Origin of the sequence: Acinetobacter sp. YH12251, from assembly GCF_013417465.1 — a bacterium.
GTDB classification, from domain to species: Bacteria; Pseudomonadota; Gammaproteobacteria; order Pseudomonadales; family Moraxellaceae; genus Acinetobacter; species Acinetobacter amyesii.
The window spans coordinates 40,236-57,734 of record NZ_VPDZ01000004.1; the positions used below are offsets into that span (position 1 = coordinate 40,236).

The 17,499-nt window shown below is 40.5% G+C and carries 14 protein-coding genes; 7 read left to right on the top strand and 7 right to left on the bottom strand.

Annotated elements, in window-relative coordinates; translation table 11 throughout:
• Window positions 1-22: 22 nt before the first annotated feature.
• The 3 genes from estB (at window position 23) to FTV27_RS04845 (ending at window position 3,248) form a co-directional block, all read left to right on the top strand.
• The gene (gene estB, locus FTV27_RS04835) at window positions 23-961 is read left to right on the top strand and encodes an esterase EstB (RefSeq protein WP_078189932.1); all 939 of its coding nucleotides are present in this window, start codon (window positions 23-25) and stop codon (window positions 959-961) included.
• 11 nt (window positions 962-972) lie between these two features.
• Window positions 973-1,878 carry a LysR family transcriptional regulator OxyR gene (oxyR, locus tag FTV27_RS04840; RefSeq protein ID WP_180007453.1) on the top strand — a complete coding sequence of 302 codons (906 nt, stop codon included), beginning with the start codon at window positions 973-975 and terminating at the stop codon, window positions 1,876-1,878.
• Between the two features lie 758 nt (window positions 1,879-2,636).
• Window positions 2,637-3,248 carry a response regulator transcription factor gene (locus tag FTV27_RS04845; protein ID WP_180077260.1) on the top strand — a complete coding sequence of 204 codons (612 nt, stop codon included), beginning with the start codon at window positions 2,637-2,639 and terminating at the stop codon, window positions 3,246-3,248.
• Between the two features lie 89 nt (window positions 3,249-3,337).
• On the opposite strand, the gene ppk1 is transcribed toward FTV27_RS04845, so the two are convergent.
• Window positions 3,338-5,419 carry a polyphosphate kinase 1 gene (gene ppk1 / locus FTV27_RS04850; protein ID WP_078193018.1) on the bottom strand — a complete coding sequence of 694 codons (2,082 nt, stop codon included), beginning with the start codon at window positions 5,417-5,419 and terminating at the stop codon, window positions 3,338-3,340.
• A 145-nt stretch (window positions 5,420-5,564) separates the two neighbouring features.
• Window positions 5,565-6,242, bottom strand: a complete 678-nt coding sequence (gene mtgA / locus FTV27_RS04855) for a monofunctional biosynthetic peptidoglycan transglycosylase (RefSeq protein ID WP_078193019.1) — start codon at window positions 6,240-6,242, stop codon at window positions 5,565-5,567.
• A 78-nt stretch (window positions 6,243-6,320) separates the two neighbouring features.
• On the opposite strand from mtgA, the gene FTV27_RS04860 reads away from it, so the two are divergent.
• Complete coding sequence (locus FTV27_RS04860) at window positions 6,321-7,145, top strand: rhomboid family intramembrane serine protease (protein ID WP_180077262.1); 825 nt, start codon at window positions 6,321-6,323, stop codon at window positions 7,143-7,145.
• A 129-nt stretch (window positions 7,146-7,274) separates the two neighbouring features.
• Here FTV27_RS04860 and FTV27_RS04865 read toward each other — a convergent pair whose 3' ends face one another.
• Both FTV27_RS04865 and FTV27_RS04870 read right to left on the bottom strand, forming a co-directional pair.
• Window positions 7,275-9,776: an ABC transporter permease gene (locus FTV27_RS04865; protein ID WP_180077264.1), complete on the bottom strand. Its 2,502-nt coding sequence runs from the start codon at window positions 9,774-9,776 to the stop codon at window positions 7,275-7,277.
• Window positions 9,773-10,504: an ABC transporter ATP-binding protein gene (locus tag FTV27_RS04870; protein ID WP_180077266.1), complete on the bottom strand. Its 732-nt coding sequence runs from the start codon at window positions 10,502-10,504 to the stop codon at window positions 9,773-9,775. The genes FTV27_RS04865 and FTV27_RS04870 overlap by 4 nt, the downstream gene beginning before the upstream one ends.
• A gap of 11 nt (window positions 10,505-10,515) precedes the next feature.
• On the opposite strand from FTV27_RS04870, the gene FTV27_RS04875 reads away from it, so the two are divergent.
• Window positions 10,516-11,145, top strand: coding sequence for an arylesterase (locus FTV27_RS04875; protein ID WP_078189940.1), 630 nt, complete (start codon window positions 10,516-10,518; stop codon window positions 11,143-11,145).
• A gap of 80 nt (window positions 11,146-11,225) precedes the next feature.
• Here FTV27_RS04875 and FTV27_RS04880 read toward each other — a convergent pair whose 3' ends face one another.
• Entirely contained in the window at window positions 11,226-11,840 is a 615-nt protein-coding gene (locus FTV27_RS04880) for a carbonic anhydrase (RefSeq protein ID WP_111884438.1), read from the bottom strand.
• A 334-nt stretch (window positions 11,841-12,174) separates the two neighbouring features.
• Between FTV27_RS04880 and FTV27_RS04885 the strand changes: the two genes are divergently transcribed.
• Complete coding sequence (locus tag FTV27_RS04885; protein WP_373683680.1) at window positions 12,175-13,215, top strand: alpha/beta fold hydrolase; 1,041 nt, start codon at window positions 12,175-12,177, stop codon at window positions 13,213-13,215.
• A gap of 46 nt (window positions 13,216-13,261) precedes the next feature.
• Window positions 13,262-14,269, top strand: coding sequence for a hypothetical protein (locus FTV27_RS04890; protein ID WP_180024089.1), 1,008 nt, complete (start codon window positions 13,262-13,264; stop codon window positions 14,267-14,269).
• A gap of 37 nt (window positions 14,270-14,306) precedes the next feature.
• On the opposite strand, the gene FTV27_RS04895 is transcribed toward FTV27_RS04890, so the two are convergent.
• Entirely contained in the window at window positions 14,307-16,499 is a 2,193-nt protein-coding gene (locus FTV27_RS04895; protein WP_180077268.1) for a TonB-dependent siderophore receptor, read from the bottom strand.
• Between the two features lie 232 nt (window positions 16,500-16,731).
• Window positions 16,732-17,370 (bottom strand): Fe-S biogenesis protein NfuA, encoded by a 639-nt coding sequence (gene nfuA, locus FTV27_RS04900; protein WP_078189947.1) that lies wholly within the window; start codon window positions 17,368-17,370, stop codon window positions 16,732-16,734.
• Between the last annotated feature and the right edge of the window lie 129 nt (window positions 17,371-17,499).

Sequence of the window (17,499 nt, forward strand, 5' to 3'; positions counted from 1 at the left end):
TCCTTTTTAAAGGAAAATAACAATGAATAGTGCCCTTCAGTTTAATATTTCACCTTATGCCTCTTTTATGCATGAAACTCGCGTAGAGTTAGGCAATGGCATTGAACTTCATGTCGAAGTGGGTGGTCATCCTGAAGATCCCGCAATCTTATTGATTATGGGACTCGGCGCACAAATGTTGTATTGGCCCGATTTCTTTTGTAAGTCCCTAATAGATCAAGGTTACCGAGTTATTCGCTTTGATAATCGTGATATTGGTCTGTCGAGTAAAATTCGTAACCCAGGCCCACGTCTTAACACCTTTAAATTGATGGGACGTTTTGCCTTAGGTCTAGAGAATCAGGGTGCGCCCTATGATCTATACGATATGGCAGACGATGTTGCACTATTAATTGATCGTATGGGACTCGATAAAGTCCATATTTTAGGCGCTTCGATGGGCGGCATGATTGCTCAAATCGTGGCAGCACGCTATCCAGACAAAGTTCACAACTTAAGCTTACTGTTTACCAGTAACATCCAACCCTTACTTCCACCGCCATTTCCAAAGCAATTATTTAGTCTAATTGAAAAACCTGAATCTAACGATGAAGATGGAATTATTAACCATAGCCTGAAAGTTTTTAATATTATAGGCTCTCCAGGCTATATTAATCAGCTTGAAGCGATACAAACTGCACGTAAACTCTATAAGCGGAGTTATTACCCAGCGGGTGTACTTCAACAGTTTTTAGCAATATTATGTACAGGTTCCCTGCTGCAGTTGGATAAACAAATTCAGCATAAAACCATTGTGGTTCATGGAGCTCGTGACCGTTTGCTGCCGCCAAGCCATGGTAAGGCCGTTGCAAAGGCTATTTCAGGTGCTAAATTTGAATTAATTGATGGAATGGGGCATGATATCCCACCGCATTTTATTCCATATCTTAGCGGTTTGTTTGCTGATCACTTTAAATCATAAATTAGGACACTATGGCTGCATTACCATCCTTAAGACAGCTGTCATATCTAGTAACACTGTCAGAAACGCTACACTTTACTGAAGCTGCGCGTCGTTCTTTTGTCACCCAGTCTACTTTGTCTGGCGGGATCATGGAACTTGAGCGTTTACTAGGTGGCGTATTGGTAGAACGCGACCGTCAAAACGTGCGTTTAACTCCTCTTGGCGAACAAGTTGTGGGACGAGCCCGAGTTCTATTGGCAGATGCGCAAGACCTAATGCGTTTAAGTCGTGAAATGAGCGAACCTCTAACGGGTGATTTACATCTAGGGGTCATTCCTACTATTGCGCCGTTCTTACTTGCGCCATTATTAGAAGAAGTGCATAAGCAATTACCAAAAATTCAATTGCATTTACATGAAGCACAAAGTGAAAAAATTGTAGAGAAACTCGAGCACGGTAATCTAGATATCGTATTACTTGCTCTTCCTTTCGATACACGTAGCTTGAAAGTTGCAGAAGTAAACAAAGAAAAATTGTTCTTGGTGTACAACAAAGCTGACCAAAATGCAGCTCAAGCGAAATCTTTAGACGACCTAGATTTATCTCGTTTAATGTTGCTTGAAGAAGGCCATTGCTTACGTGATCATGCTTTGAGTGCTTGCCCGATTGGTGAACGTAAAAATGACCATCGATTAAAAGCAAGCTCATTGCCAACTTTGGTTGAAATGGTTTCCGCAGATTTAGGCTTTACCTTATTGCCTGAAATTGCAGTTCATACCAATATGATCAAAGCCAATGAAGATTTGGCTGTGAAAGAAATTGAAGCAAGTCCTACACGCACATTGGCATTGGTAACACGTAAGAGTACACCGCTTCAAAGTGAATTTGATGTATTGCTTCAAATCTTGCAGAAAATCACTAATAATCTGCACTAACTAATCAGTGTGAAAATTAAAGAGAGCCCTGTGCTCTCTTTTTTATTTGGCAGAAATGAATAATGCAGAAGTAATAATATTGAGATGAGTTTAAAATTGAAAATGAAAAATACATTCTCTAGAAAAAAGAAAAGGCTAACCCAAATAGGTAGCCTGATAAGGTAATATATGACTTGATGTATATCTCAATTCATCGCCTCAACAATATCTTCACACTAGCCAGATAAGTAAGAAGATAAATACATCTTAGTAAAATATAACTTTCGTTAAAATCACTAGTTTCAGGTATTTTAGAGAAAGTACGTCTGATTCATTTTCAAAGGGCTTTTTTTTATTATTGTGTTTTATGCTATAAAATAACCATTGATGAGAAATAAAACACATTATTTTAAATAGTCACTAATATTTATGTTTAAAATAACTAAGCAATAGGTGAATATTAACTCACATCAGAAACAGTTCAATTTATTAATTGTCAAAATACTGCTTTCACATTTCAATTATTATTTTCAATTCGAATCTAAATCTGATGATTATTTAATCAATATTCTAAAAATAAAAACGAAAAAACTATAAATCTTTGCATTCAATATAATGAAAAACACAAAAAACCATACATTAATTAAATTCTATTATATCACAATAACTTAATTATACTTTGATATATAAATCACTACTTCTAGGTATATTTTTCTAATTCACTTTCATGCACATTATGGAAATGCAATTTGATTAAAAATAATAAATGAGCGAAATGTATGATGAGTGAATTTTTATTACCAGTACCTGTTTTGATCATTGATCATCAAGCAATGACTTCAAAAACAGTGCTGTTTAACATCTTAGAAAACCTCGGTTATCCTGAAGATCTCATCACATTTACAGAAAACTTAGCAGATGCAGAACAACAAATTTTCAATCAATTACCCAATTTAATTTTTTTAGTGATCACTCAGCAGTCCGATATCTCTTTCATCCATAAAATCAAAAAGATTTATCCTTCGAGTAATCTCATCATTTTAGTCAATGAACAATCTACAGATTTAACCTTACATGCCATTCAGTTAGGTGCAACCGCCTATATGTTGATTCAACAACCGATGGAAGATACTTACAACCAACTGAAAACCATTTTAAGAGGTGGCGCTGCATTGCATCCCAGTTTTGCTAAATTTTTATTGAGTGAAACTTTTAGTCCGCAAAATGCAGCACCTAAACAGCTCAGTCTGAATCCAGCTGAATACCAAATTTTAGATATGGTCAGCCATAGCGCGACTCAAGAGCAGATGGTCCGTGAGTTAAAACTTTCAACGTATCAAATTGATGGTTTTGTTAAAAATATCTACCGAAAAATTAGTAGCTACAGCTAAATTTAGCTGAGATAAACGATTCAAAAACAATCTAGAAAATTTAAAAAAAATAAAGGGAACATTGCTCCCTTTATTTTTGTTCAACACATTTATTTAAATGCGTCTAAAAGCACATGCTGTGAATTATGTGCTTCCTCACCCTCTTGAACATGCGTACGAATCCAGCGCCCATCGCTTTGGAGTAACCAAGCTTGCTGATTATCTTTTAAGTAATTCACTAAACCTAATTGATAAATACGCTTTTTCAACGCTGGATCTTCAATTGGAAAACAGGCTTCCACGCGATTAAATAAATTACGATCCATCCAGTCTGCACTTGAACAAAAAATACGTGAATCACCATTATTACTGAAATAATACACTCGAGTATGCTCTAAAAAGCGCCCAACAATAGAACGCACGCGAATATTTTCAGAGAGCCCCGGTAAACCTGGACGCAAACAACAAATAGAACGAATAATTAAATCAATCTGTACACCTGCTTGTGACGCTTCGTACAGTTTATTGATCAACTGAACTTCTGTTAATGCATTAACCTTGACTATAATTTGCGCAGACTTACCCGCTTTAGCATTAGTAATTTCATTATCAATATAATTGATGAGTTGAGTATGTAAGGTAAATGGCGCATGCAGCAGTTTTTTTAGCTTCGCCATTTTACCCATACCGGTCAATTCTTGGAAAATACGATGTACATCTTCACAGAGTTCTTTATCTGTGGTTAATAGACCGTAATCCGTGTAGATACGCGCATTTCCCGCATGATAATTGCCCGTACCTAAATGCACATATCGCACCAATTTATTGTTTTCGCGGCGTACCACCAAAATCATTTTGGCATGAGTTTTATAGCCCACGATGCCATACACGACAACTGCGCCTGCTTCTTGTAATACATTAGCCACAGCAATGTTTGATTCTTCATCAAATCGTGCTCGAAGCTCAATTACAGCGGTGACTTCTTTGCCATTACGTGCTGCTTCCGCTAAAACTTGCACAATCTCCGAATCTGCACCACTTCGATAAAGCGTTTGTTTAATGGCCAAAACTTGTGGATCACGTGCAGCTTCACGCAGTAAATTAATTACCGGTGCGAATGATTCAAAGGGATGGTGCAGCAAAATATCTTGTTTTTGCATCGCACTAAAAATGTTTTCAGATTTTTTGAGTACTTTCGGTATAACAGGAATATGTGCGTCATAACGTAGATGTGGACGTTTAAAGTTTGACAGTAAACGTGCAAGGTTAACTGGTCCATCCACTTTATAAAGTTGCTCTTCTTCTAAATCGAACTCATCAAGCAAATATTCATAAATATGCTGCGGACAATTTTCTGTCACTTCCAAGCGAACGGCGCGACCAAAACGACGTGAATTCAACTCACCTTTGAGGGCTTTAGCCAAATCTTCAACATCTTCATTTAAAGCCAAATCGGCATTACGCGTCACGCGGAATTGGTAGCAACCCGTTGCCGTCATGCCGGGGAACAAATCAGAGACATGTTCATGAATAATTGCCGATAGCATCACATGATGCTCTTTGCCACCGGTTAATTCATCAGGAAGCCGAACGACACGTGGCAGCGAACGTGGTGCAGGCACAACGGCTAAGTCAATCTGACGACCAAAAGCATCCTTCCCTTCTAAAGTCACAATAAAGTTCAACGATTTGTTGACTAAGCGAGGGAATGGATGTGCGGGATCTAAACTAATTGGGGTTAAAACTGGTGCAACTTGTTCTTGGAAATACTTTTTTACCCAAGCCGATTGTGCAGGGGTTAATTCACCACGACGTAAGAAGCAAATGTCTTCTTCACGCAGTTTAGGTAAAATTTCTTGATTTAAAATACGATACTGGCGCTCAATTGCCGCATGCGCTGTCGCAGAAATTTCATCTAATACTTGTTTTGGTGTTAAGCCATCTGGACTGCGGCTTTCATTACCTAAGTCTAGCTGTTCCATCATTCCCGCAACACGAATTTCAAAAAATTCGTCTAAGTTGCGCGAAAAGATCAGCAAGAAATTCATGCGTTCAAGTAAGGGGTGTATCGGATCAACCGCTTGTTCAAGCACACGCAGATGAAAGTCGAGAATCGATAACTCTCGATTGATATAACGATCATTATAAGTATATTCAGTAGGTACTTGCGCGACTTCAGCTGCGGTATTCATTTCAAACCCATATTAAAAAATGTGTGCTGTACTCAGTTTAGTATGCTTCAAATTTGTGACAATTTCATAAAAAAAGCCCATTAATATGAGCTTTTGTTGTAATTCAAATCACTGCCATGCCATTTGACGAGTGTTTAGATCGTTCTTAATCTGGGATATGGCTATAACGCATATATTTTTGGATCATGCGCTTACGATAATTTAGCTTACGATCTTGTCGATTTTCATCATAATATTTTGGATTAGGCAAAATAGCCGCAATAAACGCTGCTTGCTCTCGACTCAAACTCCTTGAACTTTTACCAAAGTAGTGCTGTGTTGCAGCTTCTACGCCGTAAATGTTATCCCCAAACTCAACCGAGTTGAGATATACCTCTAAAATGCGCTGCTTCGTCCACATGCGTTCCATCATCCATGTTGCAACGGCTTCCTGTCCTTTTCGGATAAATGAACGCTTATTATATAAAAATAAGTTTTTTGCCAATTGCTGAGAAATGGTAGACCCACCTGCGACTACTTTGCCTTTATCTTTATTACGTTCTAAGGCATTTTGCATGCCTTCCCAATCAAAACCTTTGTGTTGTAAAAACTTGCCATCTTCCGCGGCAACAACAGCATGTTTGACATAATCACTGATTTGGTCGTAATCACGCCATTCGTGTTTAATCGGTTTTGATGGCTCAGACCAATAATCTAAACGCATCATCATCGTCGATTCCACAGGATGCGTACGCCACCACACTAGACTCCCAAAGATCCAAAGCTGCACCAAAAGCACAAGACTGACAAGAATTAACAATGTACGAACAATAAAGGCTTTCATGTCAGTGTGTTACTCCAGAAATTCTGTTTTTTCATGTTAAGCTTATTTTTAAATATTTTGACACAGTACAAGAATAGCATGTCTGAACTCAGCCCTCCTGCTGTATCAACCCGTAAGCTGCAAATCCAACTGTGGTGGATCACGGCACTCTTAATTACCATCAATGTTGGACTCTTTGGCTGGCAAGTGTTGCATGGAATGAACGTTAGCCAACCCGACACACTAGATGCTTTGCGTTGGGGTGCTGATTATGCACCTTTAACCTTTTTAGAGGAACCCATCCGCTTATTCAGCAGTATGTTTTTTCATTTTGGCCTGATTCACCTGATGTTGAATATGTGGGCTTTGTATATTTTTGGCAGTGTTGCCGAGCAAATGTTAGGTCGTTTCTATTTCCTCGGCCTGTATGTTTTAGCAGGACTGATGGGAAGTTTGTTGAGTGGGTATTTAACCATTCAAGACAGCTATGCATTATTGGCCGAAGGTGCAGCCAATCAGCAGCTTTTCCCGAGTATTGGTGCAGGTGCATCGGGTGCAGTGATGGGAGTGGGTGCAGCGTTGACGATTATTTCGCTGCTTCCCATGTTACCTAAACAGCAATTTTATCCGGATAAAAAAACCTTATTGATGGTGATGGGCATTAACCTCGCGATGGGCTTTATGATCAGTGGGATTAATAATGCCGCGCATATTGGCGGCATGTTGATGGGCGCTGCCTTGGCTTTCATTTGGTATGTGGGACAAAAATTACATCAATCCCTGCTCATTCAAATCATCGGTCTAATCGCCGCAGCTGTCGGATGCTATCTGTTTTATCTGCATTGCCAACAATTAATCCAACCGATTTTACCGCTTTGGGAACACTTTATCCTGCTGATGAAGCAATCTCTCGCAGCACGTTAAACAGTGGAATGAACCCTGTAGCTATAACACAGACATGTTAAAAAACACGTCAAATCATGTCTAAACCTGAACTAGGTACTGGGTTCCTGCTCCACTCTTAACTTGCTCAGCTGTTAACCATCTCCACCCTTAACTATTCAGTTCACGCAAACTTTCTAAGGGTGGAATATCGCAAAGATAACTTAAGCGATAACGTCCGATCAAAGTACAGACTAAGGTCATGACCAGTGGGAGGATCAACCAAATTTCTGCATGTAGCTGGATGACCAGTTCCATTTTATAACTGACAATCGCACTGATCACTTCGGCAAAAATACATGCCACGACACCTGAAATTAGCCCCATCAAACCAACTTCCAAACTGAGCATCGACTTTAGCTTTTGCTTGGAACTGCCAAAGGAACGCAGTAATGCCACTTCTTTTTTGCGTTCATCCATAAATAAGTTCAAACATGCGATCAAGACCAAAATGCCTGAAATACTGACCAATAGCGCCAAGATAGTAATAATCTGAACCAATACGCTGACGATGCGTTTGATCTCATCCAAAATCAGACTGACATCAATAAACACGGTATTCGAAAACTGCTGAATTAGACCAATTAACTGATTTTTATCTTGCGGTGGAACATAGAAACTCCCCAAATAGCTGCCGGCATTTTCATCCATGGTTTGGGGAGAGAAAATAAAGAAGAAATTTGGACTAAAGCTTTCCCACTCCACACTGCGAAGGTTGATCACCTTGGCTTGTAAAATCCCTTCAGGAAGGCTAAAACTCAGTCGATCTCCAATTTGAATACCCAGTTCTTGTGCGGTTTTCACTTCTACCGATACTTCATTGACCTGTTGAAACTGCTGATTGCCCGCGATGATTTGATTATCTTTTGGAAAAGTTGCAGCCTGTGTGAGATTCAATTCACGGCGTAATGAATTATTGCTTTTAATTAAGGCATCCGAAAAAGGGAGATCATTTTTGGCAACTAATCGTCCACGAATATTTGGGTACATCGGCGTCCCTTGCCAACCATGCTGCTTGAGTTGTTGATTAAAATCCTGCAACTCAAATGGCGGTAATCCATAGACAAATTGGTTAGGTGTCCCTTGTGGCAATTGTTGTTGCCAACGTTCCAGCAAATCTGTACGTAATACCGCTAAAACCGTAATCAGACTTAGACCCAATGCTAATGCGGTAATTTGAAATGCCGTTTGATACGGTGTGCGTATATACGCTGAGATTTTCGTCCCCCAACTTTTCAAAGCCTTTAAACTGAGCCAGACCATCATATATAGGCCAACACACAGGAAGATGATGGCGCAAATCAGCCACAGGGTGAGTTGTAAATTTTCAGTTAAAACCACACAAAACACCACCAAACTGAGTGTTCCGAAACTGAGCATCCAAAGCATGGAACGTACAGAACGCTCTTGTTGTCGTATCACCCGTGCTGGCGGTGTCCCTAATAATTGCCAAAGACTTGGAAGAACAAATCCTAATAGCACAATCGCACTGGTGAATATTGCAATTGGAAGCGGGCCAAGCAGCATAGACAGGGCTGAAAACTCTAATTGTAAATTTGGAATCAGCTGTAGCATCAGTTGCAATAAGCCAAACCCCAATCCCAGACCAATCAAACTTCCAAACAGGATTGAAAGCCCGAGTACAACCAACAGTAAAGCCAGATAAGCACTTAATATTTGCTGTTTGGTCGATCCAATACAGCGCATCAGTGCAATGGCATCCTGATTTTGTTGTACATAGCGCTGGCTGGTTAATGCGATGGCGATACCACAAAGTAGAATGGTTAAAATATTCGCCAGTTGTAAAAACGTTTCTAGGTTTGCAATCGGCTTCATTAAGCGAGTATTGCCTTCACTGGCATTTCTCATTTTTAAACTGCTTTGAGCTGCATCCTGAACCTGCGTATGATCTGAGTTAGCGGAACGGTCTTCGCTTTGATCACCAAATTTCTGCTTATAGAGTTTTTCAAAGCGCTGGGTATTTTGTGCATCTCCTGCCATTAACAGGCGATATTCAATCCGACTCCCGACTTGGATGGCATTGGTTCTCGCCACCTCAGACTGCGCAATCATAACTGTCGGTGAAAAACCACTGAAACCGAGTTCCTGATTGGTGTCATGGATGATTTTGGCACTGACTTGAAAAGCAGCATCAGCAATATTGATCTGATCTCCAACCTTAACACCCAACAAATCCATGGCACGCGGACTTAACCAAACCTCACCTGCTTGTATGGAGCGGTTTAGTTTCGGTTCTGTTTCGATTTCACCTCTTAATGGAAATGCGGCATCAACGGCCTTGACATTGACCATGACAAATTGCTGATCAGTGTGCGCCATGCTGCTAAATAGCGTGACATTCGATTGTTTTAATTGCTGTGCTTTGGCTTGTTGTTGCCACTCTTGTGGAATTGGTTCATTGGCTGTCAGCACCAAGTCTGCTGCCAACATTTCAGCAGCTTGTAGCGCTACAGCATTTTGAATTTGTACATTGCTAAACTTTAAAGCCGTGGTGGCACTGATCGCCAAGGTCAGTGCGATCAATAATAAATATACACCCGTAGTTTTAAAACTCAGCTGTAAGAGTGGTCGAAACAGTGCCAAAAGATTCATGCAGCATCTCCTGTTCGATGCTCAATCAATTGACCATTGACCAATTCAAAATGGCGCTGACATTGACGGGCCAACTCGGCATCATGCGTCACCAATACCAAAGTGGTTCCCATTTCACGATTTAACTGAAATAACAGTTGTTCAATTTCCTGTGCTGTTGCACTGTCTAAATTACCTGTCGGTTCATCTGCAAAGATCAGATCGGGTTCACTCACCAAAGCACGGGCAATCGCAACCCGTTGCTGCTCACCACCGGATAAAACTTTAGGGGCTTGATGCGCTTGACGTTCTAATCCAACCTTTGCTAACAGTTTTAATGCTTTTTCTTCGGCAGCTTTGACCTGAAAATTTGCTTGTAACCGTAGCGGCAGCATGACATTTTCCAGTGCCGTTAAATGTGGCAACAACTGGAAAGACTGAAAGACAAAACCAATATGAGCCAAACGGACTTGAGCACGCTGTTCTTCATTTAATAGATGAATGTCCTGACCACAGACCCGTAATTGTCCCGAACTGGCCTGATCTAAGGTCGCCAAAATCCCCAACAAGGTGGATTTACCTGAACCAGAACGACCAGTAATTGCAACTTGTTCCCCTGCAAATATTTCAAGATCGAGGTGTTCAAAGATCGATAACTGTTTTTGTGGAAGTTGTATCTTTTGTGTCAATTGCTGTGCAGAAATAATCGCCTGTGGCATGATGTCAACATCTGTCGTGAGTTGGGTCATATCTTCCCTATATGCAAAATCGCATTCAAAATAATCGTCTATTGAGTTACTTGCTGGCTATTGCACTGATGTTCTGCCCGATGCTGCTCTCTGCCAAAACCATTATGATTTTGGGCGATAGCTTAAGTGCGGGTTATGGTGTTTCAGTGCAGCAAGGTTGGGTTCACTTATTACAAAAACGTCTAGACCAACAGTATCCGAAACAACATAAAGTGGTCAATGCAAGTGTCAGCGGTGAAACCACCAGTGGTGCTTTGGCACGACTGCCTAAACTGTTGCAGACCCATCGTCCAGACCTTGTGGTGATTGAGTTAGGTGGTAATGATGGTTTACGCGGACAGCCCCCTGCACAAATTCAAAAAAATTTAGCGCAGCTGATTCAAAAAAGCCAACAGGCTAAATCGAAAGTGATTTTATTTGGAATGAAAATTCCACCGAATTATGGCAAGGCATATAGCCAAGCTTTTGAAAATAACTATCAAGTGTTGAGCCAACAGTACAAAGTCAAATTATTACCTTTCTTTATGCAAGGGGTGGCGGGACATAAAAATTTGATGCAACAAGATCAGATTCACCCGAATGCCAAAGCGCAACCGATTTTGCTGAACAATGCATATCCATTGATCAAAGCAAGCTTATAAATTTAGTTGGTGAAAATCGGTTCATAAAAAAGGCGCTTCATGAGCGCCTTTTTTAATATCTTGTCTTTACTGTAATTTGCTTAGAAATCGTAGAAGCTTACTTCACCCGTTTCGAGTGAATACTCAGCGCCCACCACTTTTAATTTGCCTTGCGCAATTAAGTTTTCGAGGACTGCTGAACCATGACGAAGTTGATTTACTGATGCAAAAACGTTTGAACGTACTGCATGCATTGAAAGTTTTTCGAGGTCATCTTTCAATTCAGTTTGCATGAGTATTTCTACAGATGGACGAACGCGGTTCACAATCGACATCAAGTTAGCTGATGGCGGTGTCGCAGGGTTAGTTAAAGCTTCAATCGTAGAATGAATCGCGCCACAGTGTGTATGACCCAATACAATGACCACAGGACAACCGAAGCTTTCTGCTGCAAATTCCACGCTACCGACTTGAGACGGTGCCACAATATTACCTGCAACACGAATCACGAATAAATCGCCTAAGCCTTGGTCAAATACCATTTCAGCAGGAACACGTGAGTCTGAACATCCTAAAATAATCGCAAAAGGTTCTTGGCTTTCGGCCATTTCAGCACGTTGTTGATGCGTCAAAAGCTTTGGGTGATTCGTTTCACCGTCTACAAAACGTTGATTCCCTTTTTTTAAACGATCTAAAGCTTCTGCTGCTGTTAGCATGTTCTAATTACCCTTATCCGAAGTTGCAATATTTTAATCCCAGTCGAATCGATTGTCACTTGCAAAAACAATTGCTGTGAATTTTTTCTACGACGATGCAACTTGATAGAAAATGCTACTCCACATTCATCAAAAAAAATTATTTTTTCTGTAATGGTTCACATTATTAAAACGCAAGTTTAACCACGTCAAAAAAGCAATGGATGACAAAGGTCATTTTTAATTTACAATATATTTCATAAATATACGCTTTTACTATTTCAGCCCATTCTGATAATAGTCATATAAATGATCTAAAAAATATATCGATTCGATTTAACTGGGGTAAACGTCAATGAAAGGACATCATTCACGCGTTTTTGGCTTTTTCAAGCTAGCAACAATTTGCTGTATGACGTTTACTGCCAACCACACTTTGGCTGCAAATCCGTCTCCCATCAGCAAAAACTTTGCCGTACCCTCTATCGTGCAAAACTATTTGAGCCAAGAGCGTAAAGCGGCTGGTTTAGTTACACATAGCGTTCAAGTCGGCAATGTGAATTGGAGTTATAGCGAAGGCGGTCAACGCTCTAAACCGACCATCTTGCTGATTCATGGTTTAGGCGGCACACGTGATAATTGGAATCGTGTTGCGCATTATTTAACACCGAACTATCATGTGATCATCCCTGACCTTCCGGCCAATGGCGATACACATGTGCCGGTCGATTTTGATGTCTCAGTGCCGAATGTCACGGAACAACTACGCCAGTTTGTCCTTAAAATAGATATTGAAGATAAACTGAATGTTGCAGGTCACTCATTGGGTGGTTCCATTGCCACGGTATATGCCTCTCAATATCCTTTTGATACCCAAAGCTTATTTTTACTCAACAGCGCGGGCATTTATAAACAGGCCAATACCAGTTACACCCGCGACCCGTATAAACTTAAAAATTTAATCGTTTCAAAACCGGGTGATTTAGATGATGTCATGCATAAACTCATGCAAAATCCGCCCAATGTTCCGACACAGCTTAAAGAAGCGCAGGAGAATATCTTAATTGCGCGTGCGCCCTTCACCAGTAAAATGATCGATCAAGTCGTCACGCTCAATCGAATCTACACCCCTGAAACTTTTGCTCGTTTAACACGAACAGTAGAAGCCCCAACCCTGATCCTTTGGGGCAAACAAGATAAAATCTTTAATGTGGAAGTGGCAGGCGAACTCAAGTCTTTACTGAAACGTGCAGAAACCCCAGTGATTTTAAATAATGTCGGTCATATGCCAATCTTAGAAGCCGAACAACAAGTTGCAGACCATTACTTGCCTTTCCTCGCGAAAAGTCAAAAGTTTAAAAACCCTTTGGTAGATAAACTGATTCAGTTAAACTGAGCATTCGCCATTTTTAGATACCCATGACTGGGACTTCAGGGAAAGTATGCAGAAAAACCCGATGATTGAGCAGTTGATTGACGCTCAACTGAACTTTTTAGATCAGAGCTTTTCACACAATGATACCGTAGCCACTGAATTCACCCATTTTTATCAATGGTTTCGTAAACAATCTTTGCAGCAGATTTGGAGCTTTGATCAAATCAATGCCTTGTTGCAGAAACAAATTTTAAATACCCCTGCAAGTCAATTCCTAATTGAGCAAATTGCTGAACATATCAAATTTGCACTGATTCACCCTGCAAATGACAGCACCACAATTGCCGAAATCATTCCTGTATTGACCATCGATAAAATTGCACAGTATGTGGCCAGTAAACAAGGACATCGTCAGCGTTTAATTCATACCATGGTCAACAATCCTGCATTTTCAGCCATGATCAGTCAATTGATTCAACATGCGATACAAGATTATTTAGATAATTCGGTGATTGCAAAATCGGTACCCGGTGTTTCACGATTTATGAAAATGGGGAAATCGGTACTGGAAAATGTCACTGATACCAATTTAGATAATGCGGTCAGCAAATACTTGCAAAAGAATATTTTAAAACTCAGTCAAATGAGTGAAACCGTGTTAAATCAGCACTTTGATGATCATAAGCTGTACCATTTTCAAGCCAATTTATGGCATAAAATTAAAGCGCTGCCAGTTTCGGTATTAAAGAACTATGTTGAAGTTCAGGACTTGCCGCAAACGGTTGCGATGGGTCATGAAATTTGGGACTTTATGCGACAGTCTGAGTATATGAAACAGCAAGTGCATGATGGCGTATACGCTTGGTACGTGCGTAATGCAGAACGCCCTTTTGATTTATTGCTACGTGATTTAAATATTGATGAAGCACTGATTCAGCATGAACTTCAAAACTTACTCAATCCTATCGTTCAACAAATGATTGAGTCGGGTTATTTGCGTGAGCGTTCACGTCTCTATTTAGAACAATTCTACTACTCAAGTGAAGCACTGAAAATTTTAAATATCCCAACATAAAAAAAGCCGCGTTAAGCGGCTTTTCTTTTGGAAATACTTAGAACTGGTATTTCAAACTTGCATAATAAGCTCGACCCGGCTCGTTATATGTTTGGTTGACCGTTTTATCACGCAGTTTTTGCTCATCAAATAGGTTATTCACACCGATACGAGCACTTAAAGCCGCATTAAATTTATAACCAAAGTTAATGCCTGCAATGCCATAACTTTTCACGCTATCCATCGCCAAGCCATTTTTGCTTTCAAGACTGGTTTCTGCATATTGACGTGGTTTTTGACGACCATATTGGGTATAGACAAAGTTACTGTCTAATCGATCCGTGATGTTGTAGTTCAAAATAGAGTTTATGGTGTAATTTGGAATCACTGAAAGTGGATTGCCAGTACGTTTATCTTCAGAGTTGATCATATAGGTGACGTTATTGGTCCACGTGATATCACCCCAGTCCAAAGAAATACTTCCTTCAACACCTTCCACCAAGGCTTCTGGCGTATTCATCCAACGCAGTACATTATATGTTGTTCCATTTACTTCCAGTTCTTCTAGACGTGTATCCCCAGCAACGATCTTATTTTTATAATCATTACGGAACCATGCAAAGCTTGCATTTACGATGTCTTTTTCAAACTGTACACCTAATTCTTTATTCACTGAAGTTTCAGGTTTGAGATCGCCATTACCTTGTAATAGACATTGGCTCAGCCCAATCGGACAGCCATTACCGCGAGTGCTTAACAGATAACCTTCCGCATTTTGGTACATATTAGGTGCTTTATACGCCTTAGCCACACCACCTTTTAATCTCCAATAGTCGCCAAGTTTTTGCGTAATATTGAGACTTGGACTCCAGCTATCGCCCGATTTACTATGATTATCATAGCGTAGTGCCAAAACAACATCGGTGCTTTCGCCCAAGTTCATATTGTTTTCAACATAGGCCGATGCAATCCGTGAATCCATGTGTGAACGGTCACCTGAGGTCAACACATCGCCAAAACCGCCTGCGCCAGCTTGTGTATTAACCGTATCAGTAAAGTCATCTTCAACCCATTCAGCGCCTAAAGTTAATACTTGTGGGACATACCATTGGAACGGCAGATTGGCTTCTGCATTAAAGCGAATGGTTTCTAGATGTGACGTTTGTTTATTCTCGAGATTATTAATCTGTCCCTCAGTACTACCGCCTGTTCCTTCAGGTAGGCGTTTATTTTTGGTTTTGTCATATTGCGCAATGAGTTTACTATCGCCCCAACCCCACGTACCTTCATGGGTTAATGCAAAACTATCACGATAAATGGTATTGGTTTCTTCACCGATTAAAGCCGATAAGATTGGCGCTTTATTTGGATCGGCTGGATCAAATACACTGTTTTGACTGTCGCCTGCAAAACGGTTGCCTTGACGGCCAACACTTGCGTCAAACATCAAGACTTGTTGATCATTCAACTGCCAAGCCAAGCGCCCTGCGATATCTTTATTTTCAACGCCTTCTCGACCCGCCATACGCGCGCCATTGTTCATTAAAGCATTAATATCCGCAGCATCTGAATCGGTTTTGTTATAACTACCGTAGAAACGATATGAAAGGACGTCTTTGAGAATTGGGCCGCTTAAGTTAAAGCTTTCACGGTGACTTGCGCCCTCTTTAGCATCTTCAGGCTGATTGGTAAAAACCTCCACAGAGCCATGCACGTCGTTGGTCACTTTCTTGGTTTTAATATTGACCACACCACCCATCGCACCTGAACCATAACGTGCTGCAGCTGGACCTCGCAGTACTTCAATCGACTCAATAGCATCTGCAGGTACCCAGTTCGAATCACCACGTGTATCACGCTCACCACGCCAGCCATAACGTACTGAGTTTCTCGAATTTACAGGCTTGCCATCAATTAAGATCAACGTGTTTTCAGGCCCCATTCCACGGATATCAATCTGACGGTTATTCCCTCGCTGGCCTGTGGCACTGTTACCAGTCAAATTTACACCCGGCATACGGCGCACATATTCTGAAATATCATTCACAACCGGCATTTTTTCTAAATCTTCTGCCGTAATTTTTGAAGCACCTAATGATTGTTTAACTTGTTCTGCTGCAGTAACAACAATAGTTTCCATTTTAACTGCAGATTCATCGACTGCTTCTGCTGCTTCATTCGCATGGCTGAGGCTTACCATTGCGCTTAGAACTGAAAGTGTAAGTGTTGAACGGAGGAGATGCTTGGTCATTTGGTTGTTCCCAAAGTGGCTAAGTTATGGAGAAATCTAGAATAATGTGTTGCACATTGTAACCACCACGAATAATATTGCAACTAATTTTAATAATCATTCTCATTTATATTTATGATATCGCTTATCAACTCGCTGTAAAAACATCAGAAATCATTTAAAAATCTTCGTTTTATTTGATTTAGACAATAAAAAAGCCGCAACATTGCGGCTTTTTATAACAATACTAAACTTATTTGAAATAAGCGCCTTCAGTATTACTGTGATCCGTTTGGTCAACAACACGCATTAACTCAGGTACATGCTGCTTCAATGTTGTTTCAACACCTTGTTTCAAGGTTAAATCGATTGAAGAACAACCTTGGCAACCACCACCGAATTTAAGCACTGCAGTTAAACCATGTTCTGCATCTTCAACCACCTCTACCAATGCACAGTTACCACCATGACCTGCAAGGCCAGGGTTAATTTCTGACTGTAGAACATAAGTGATTCGCTCTTCTACAGAGGCATCTGGACCCACACGTGGCACTTTTGAGTTTGGCGCACGGAAAGTTAACTGACCACCAAAACGGTCTTTGTTATAGTCAATCACCGCATCCAAAAGATATGGAATTGATGGGGTATCGATAAATGCAGGGAAATCTGGATAGTCTTGTTTATAGTCTGTAGGCACAACTTCTTCTGGTGCACTGTAAGCCATACAACATTCAGCACGTGGCGTACCCGGATTTTCCACAAAAACACGTACACCAATGCCCGGTGTATTTTGTTTATCCAAAAGATCTTTCAAATACTCTTGGGCATTTGGAGTGATCAATAGGTTTGGAATTTCTTCAGCAACTGCTGTGCTGTTGTTCTCAGTCGACATTACAATATTTCCTCAAGCTGAAGTCGCTATTTTAACTTAAGATGCGGGGCATTAGAAAAAAATCAACTAAAATTGTCGGAATTATTCTGAAAGTTCACGCTTTAGGCAGATTTAATGGCATTATTGAGC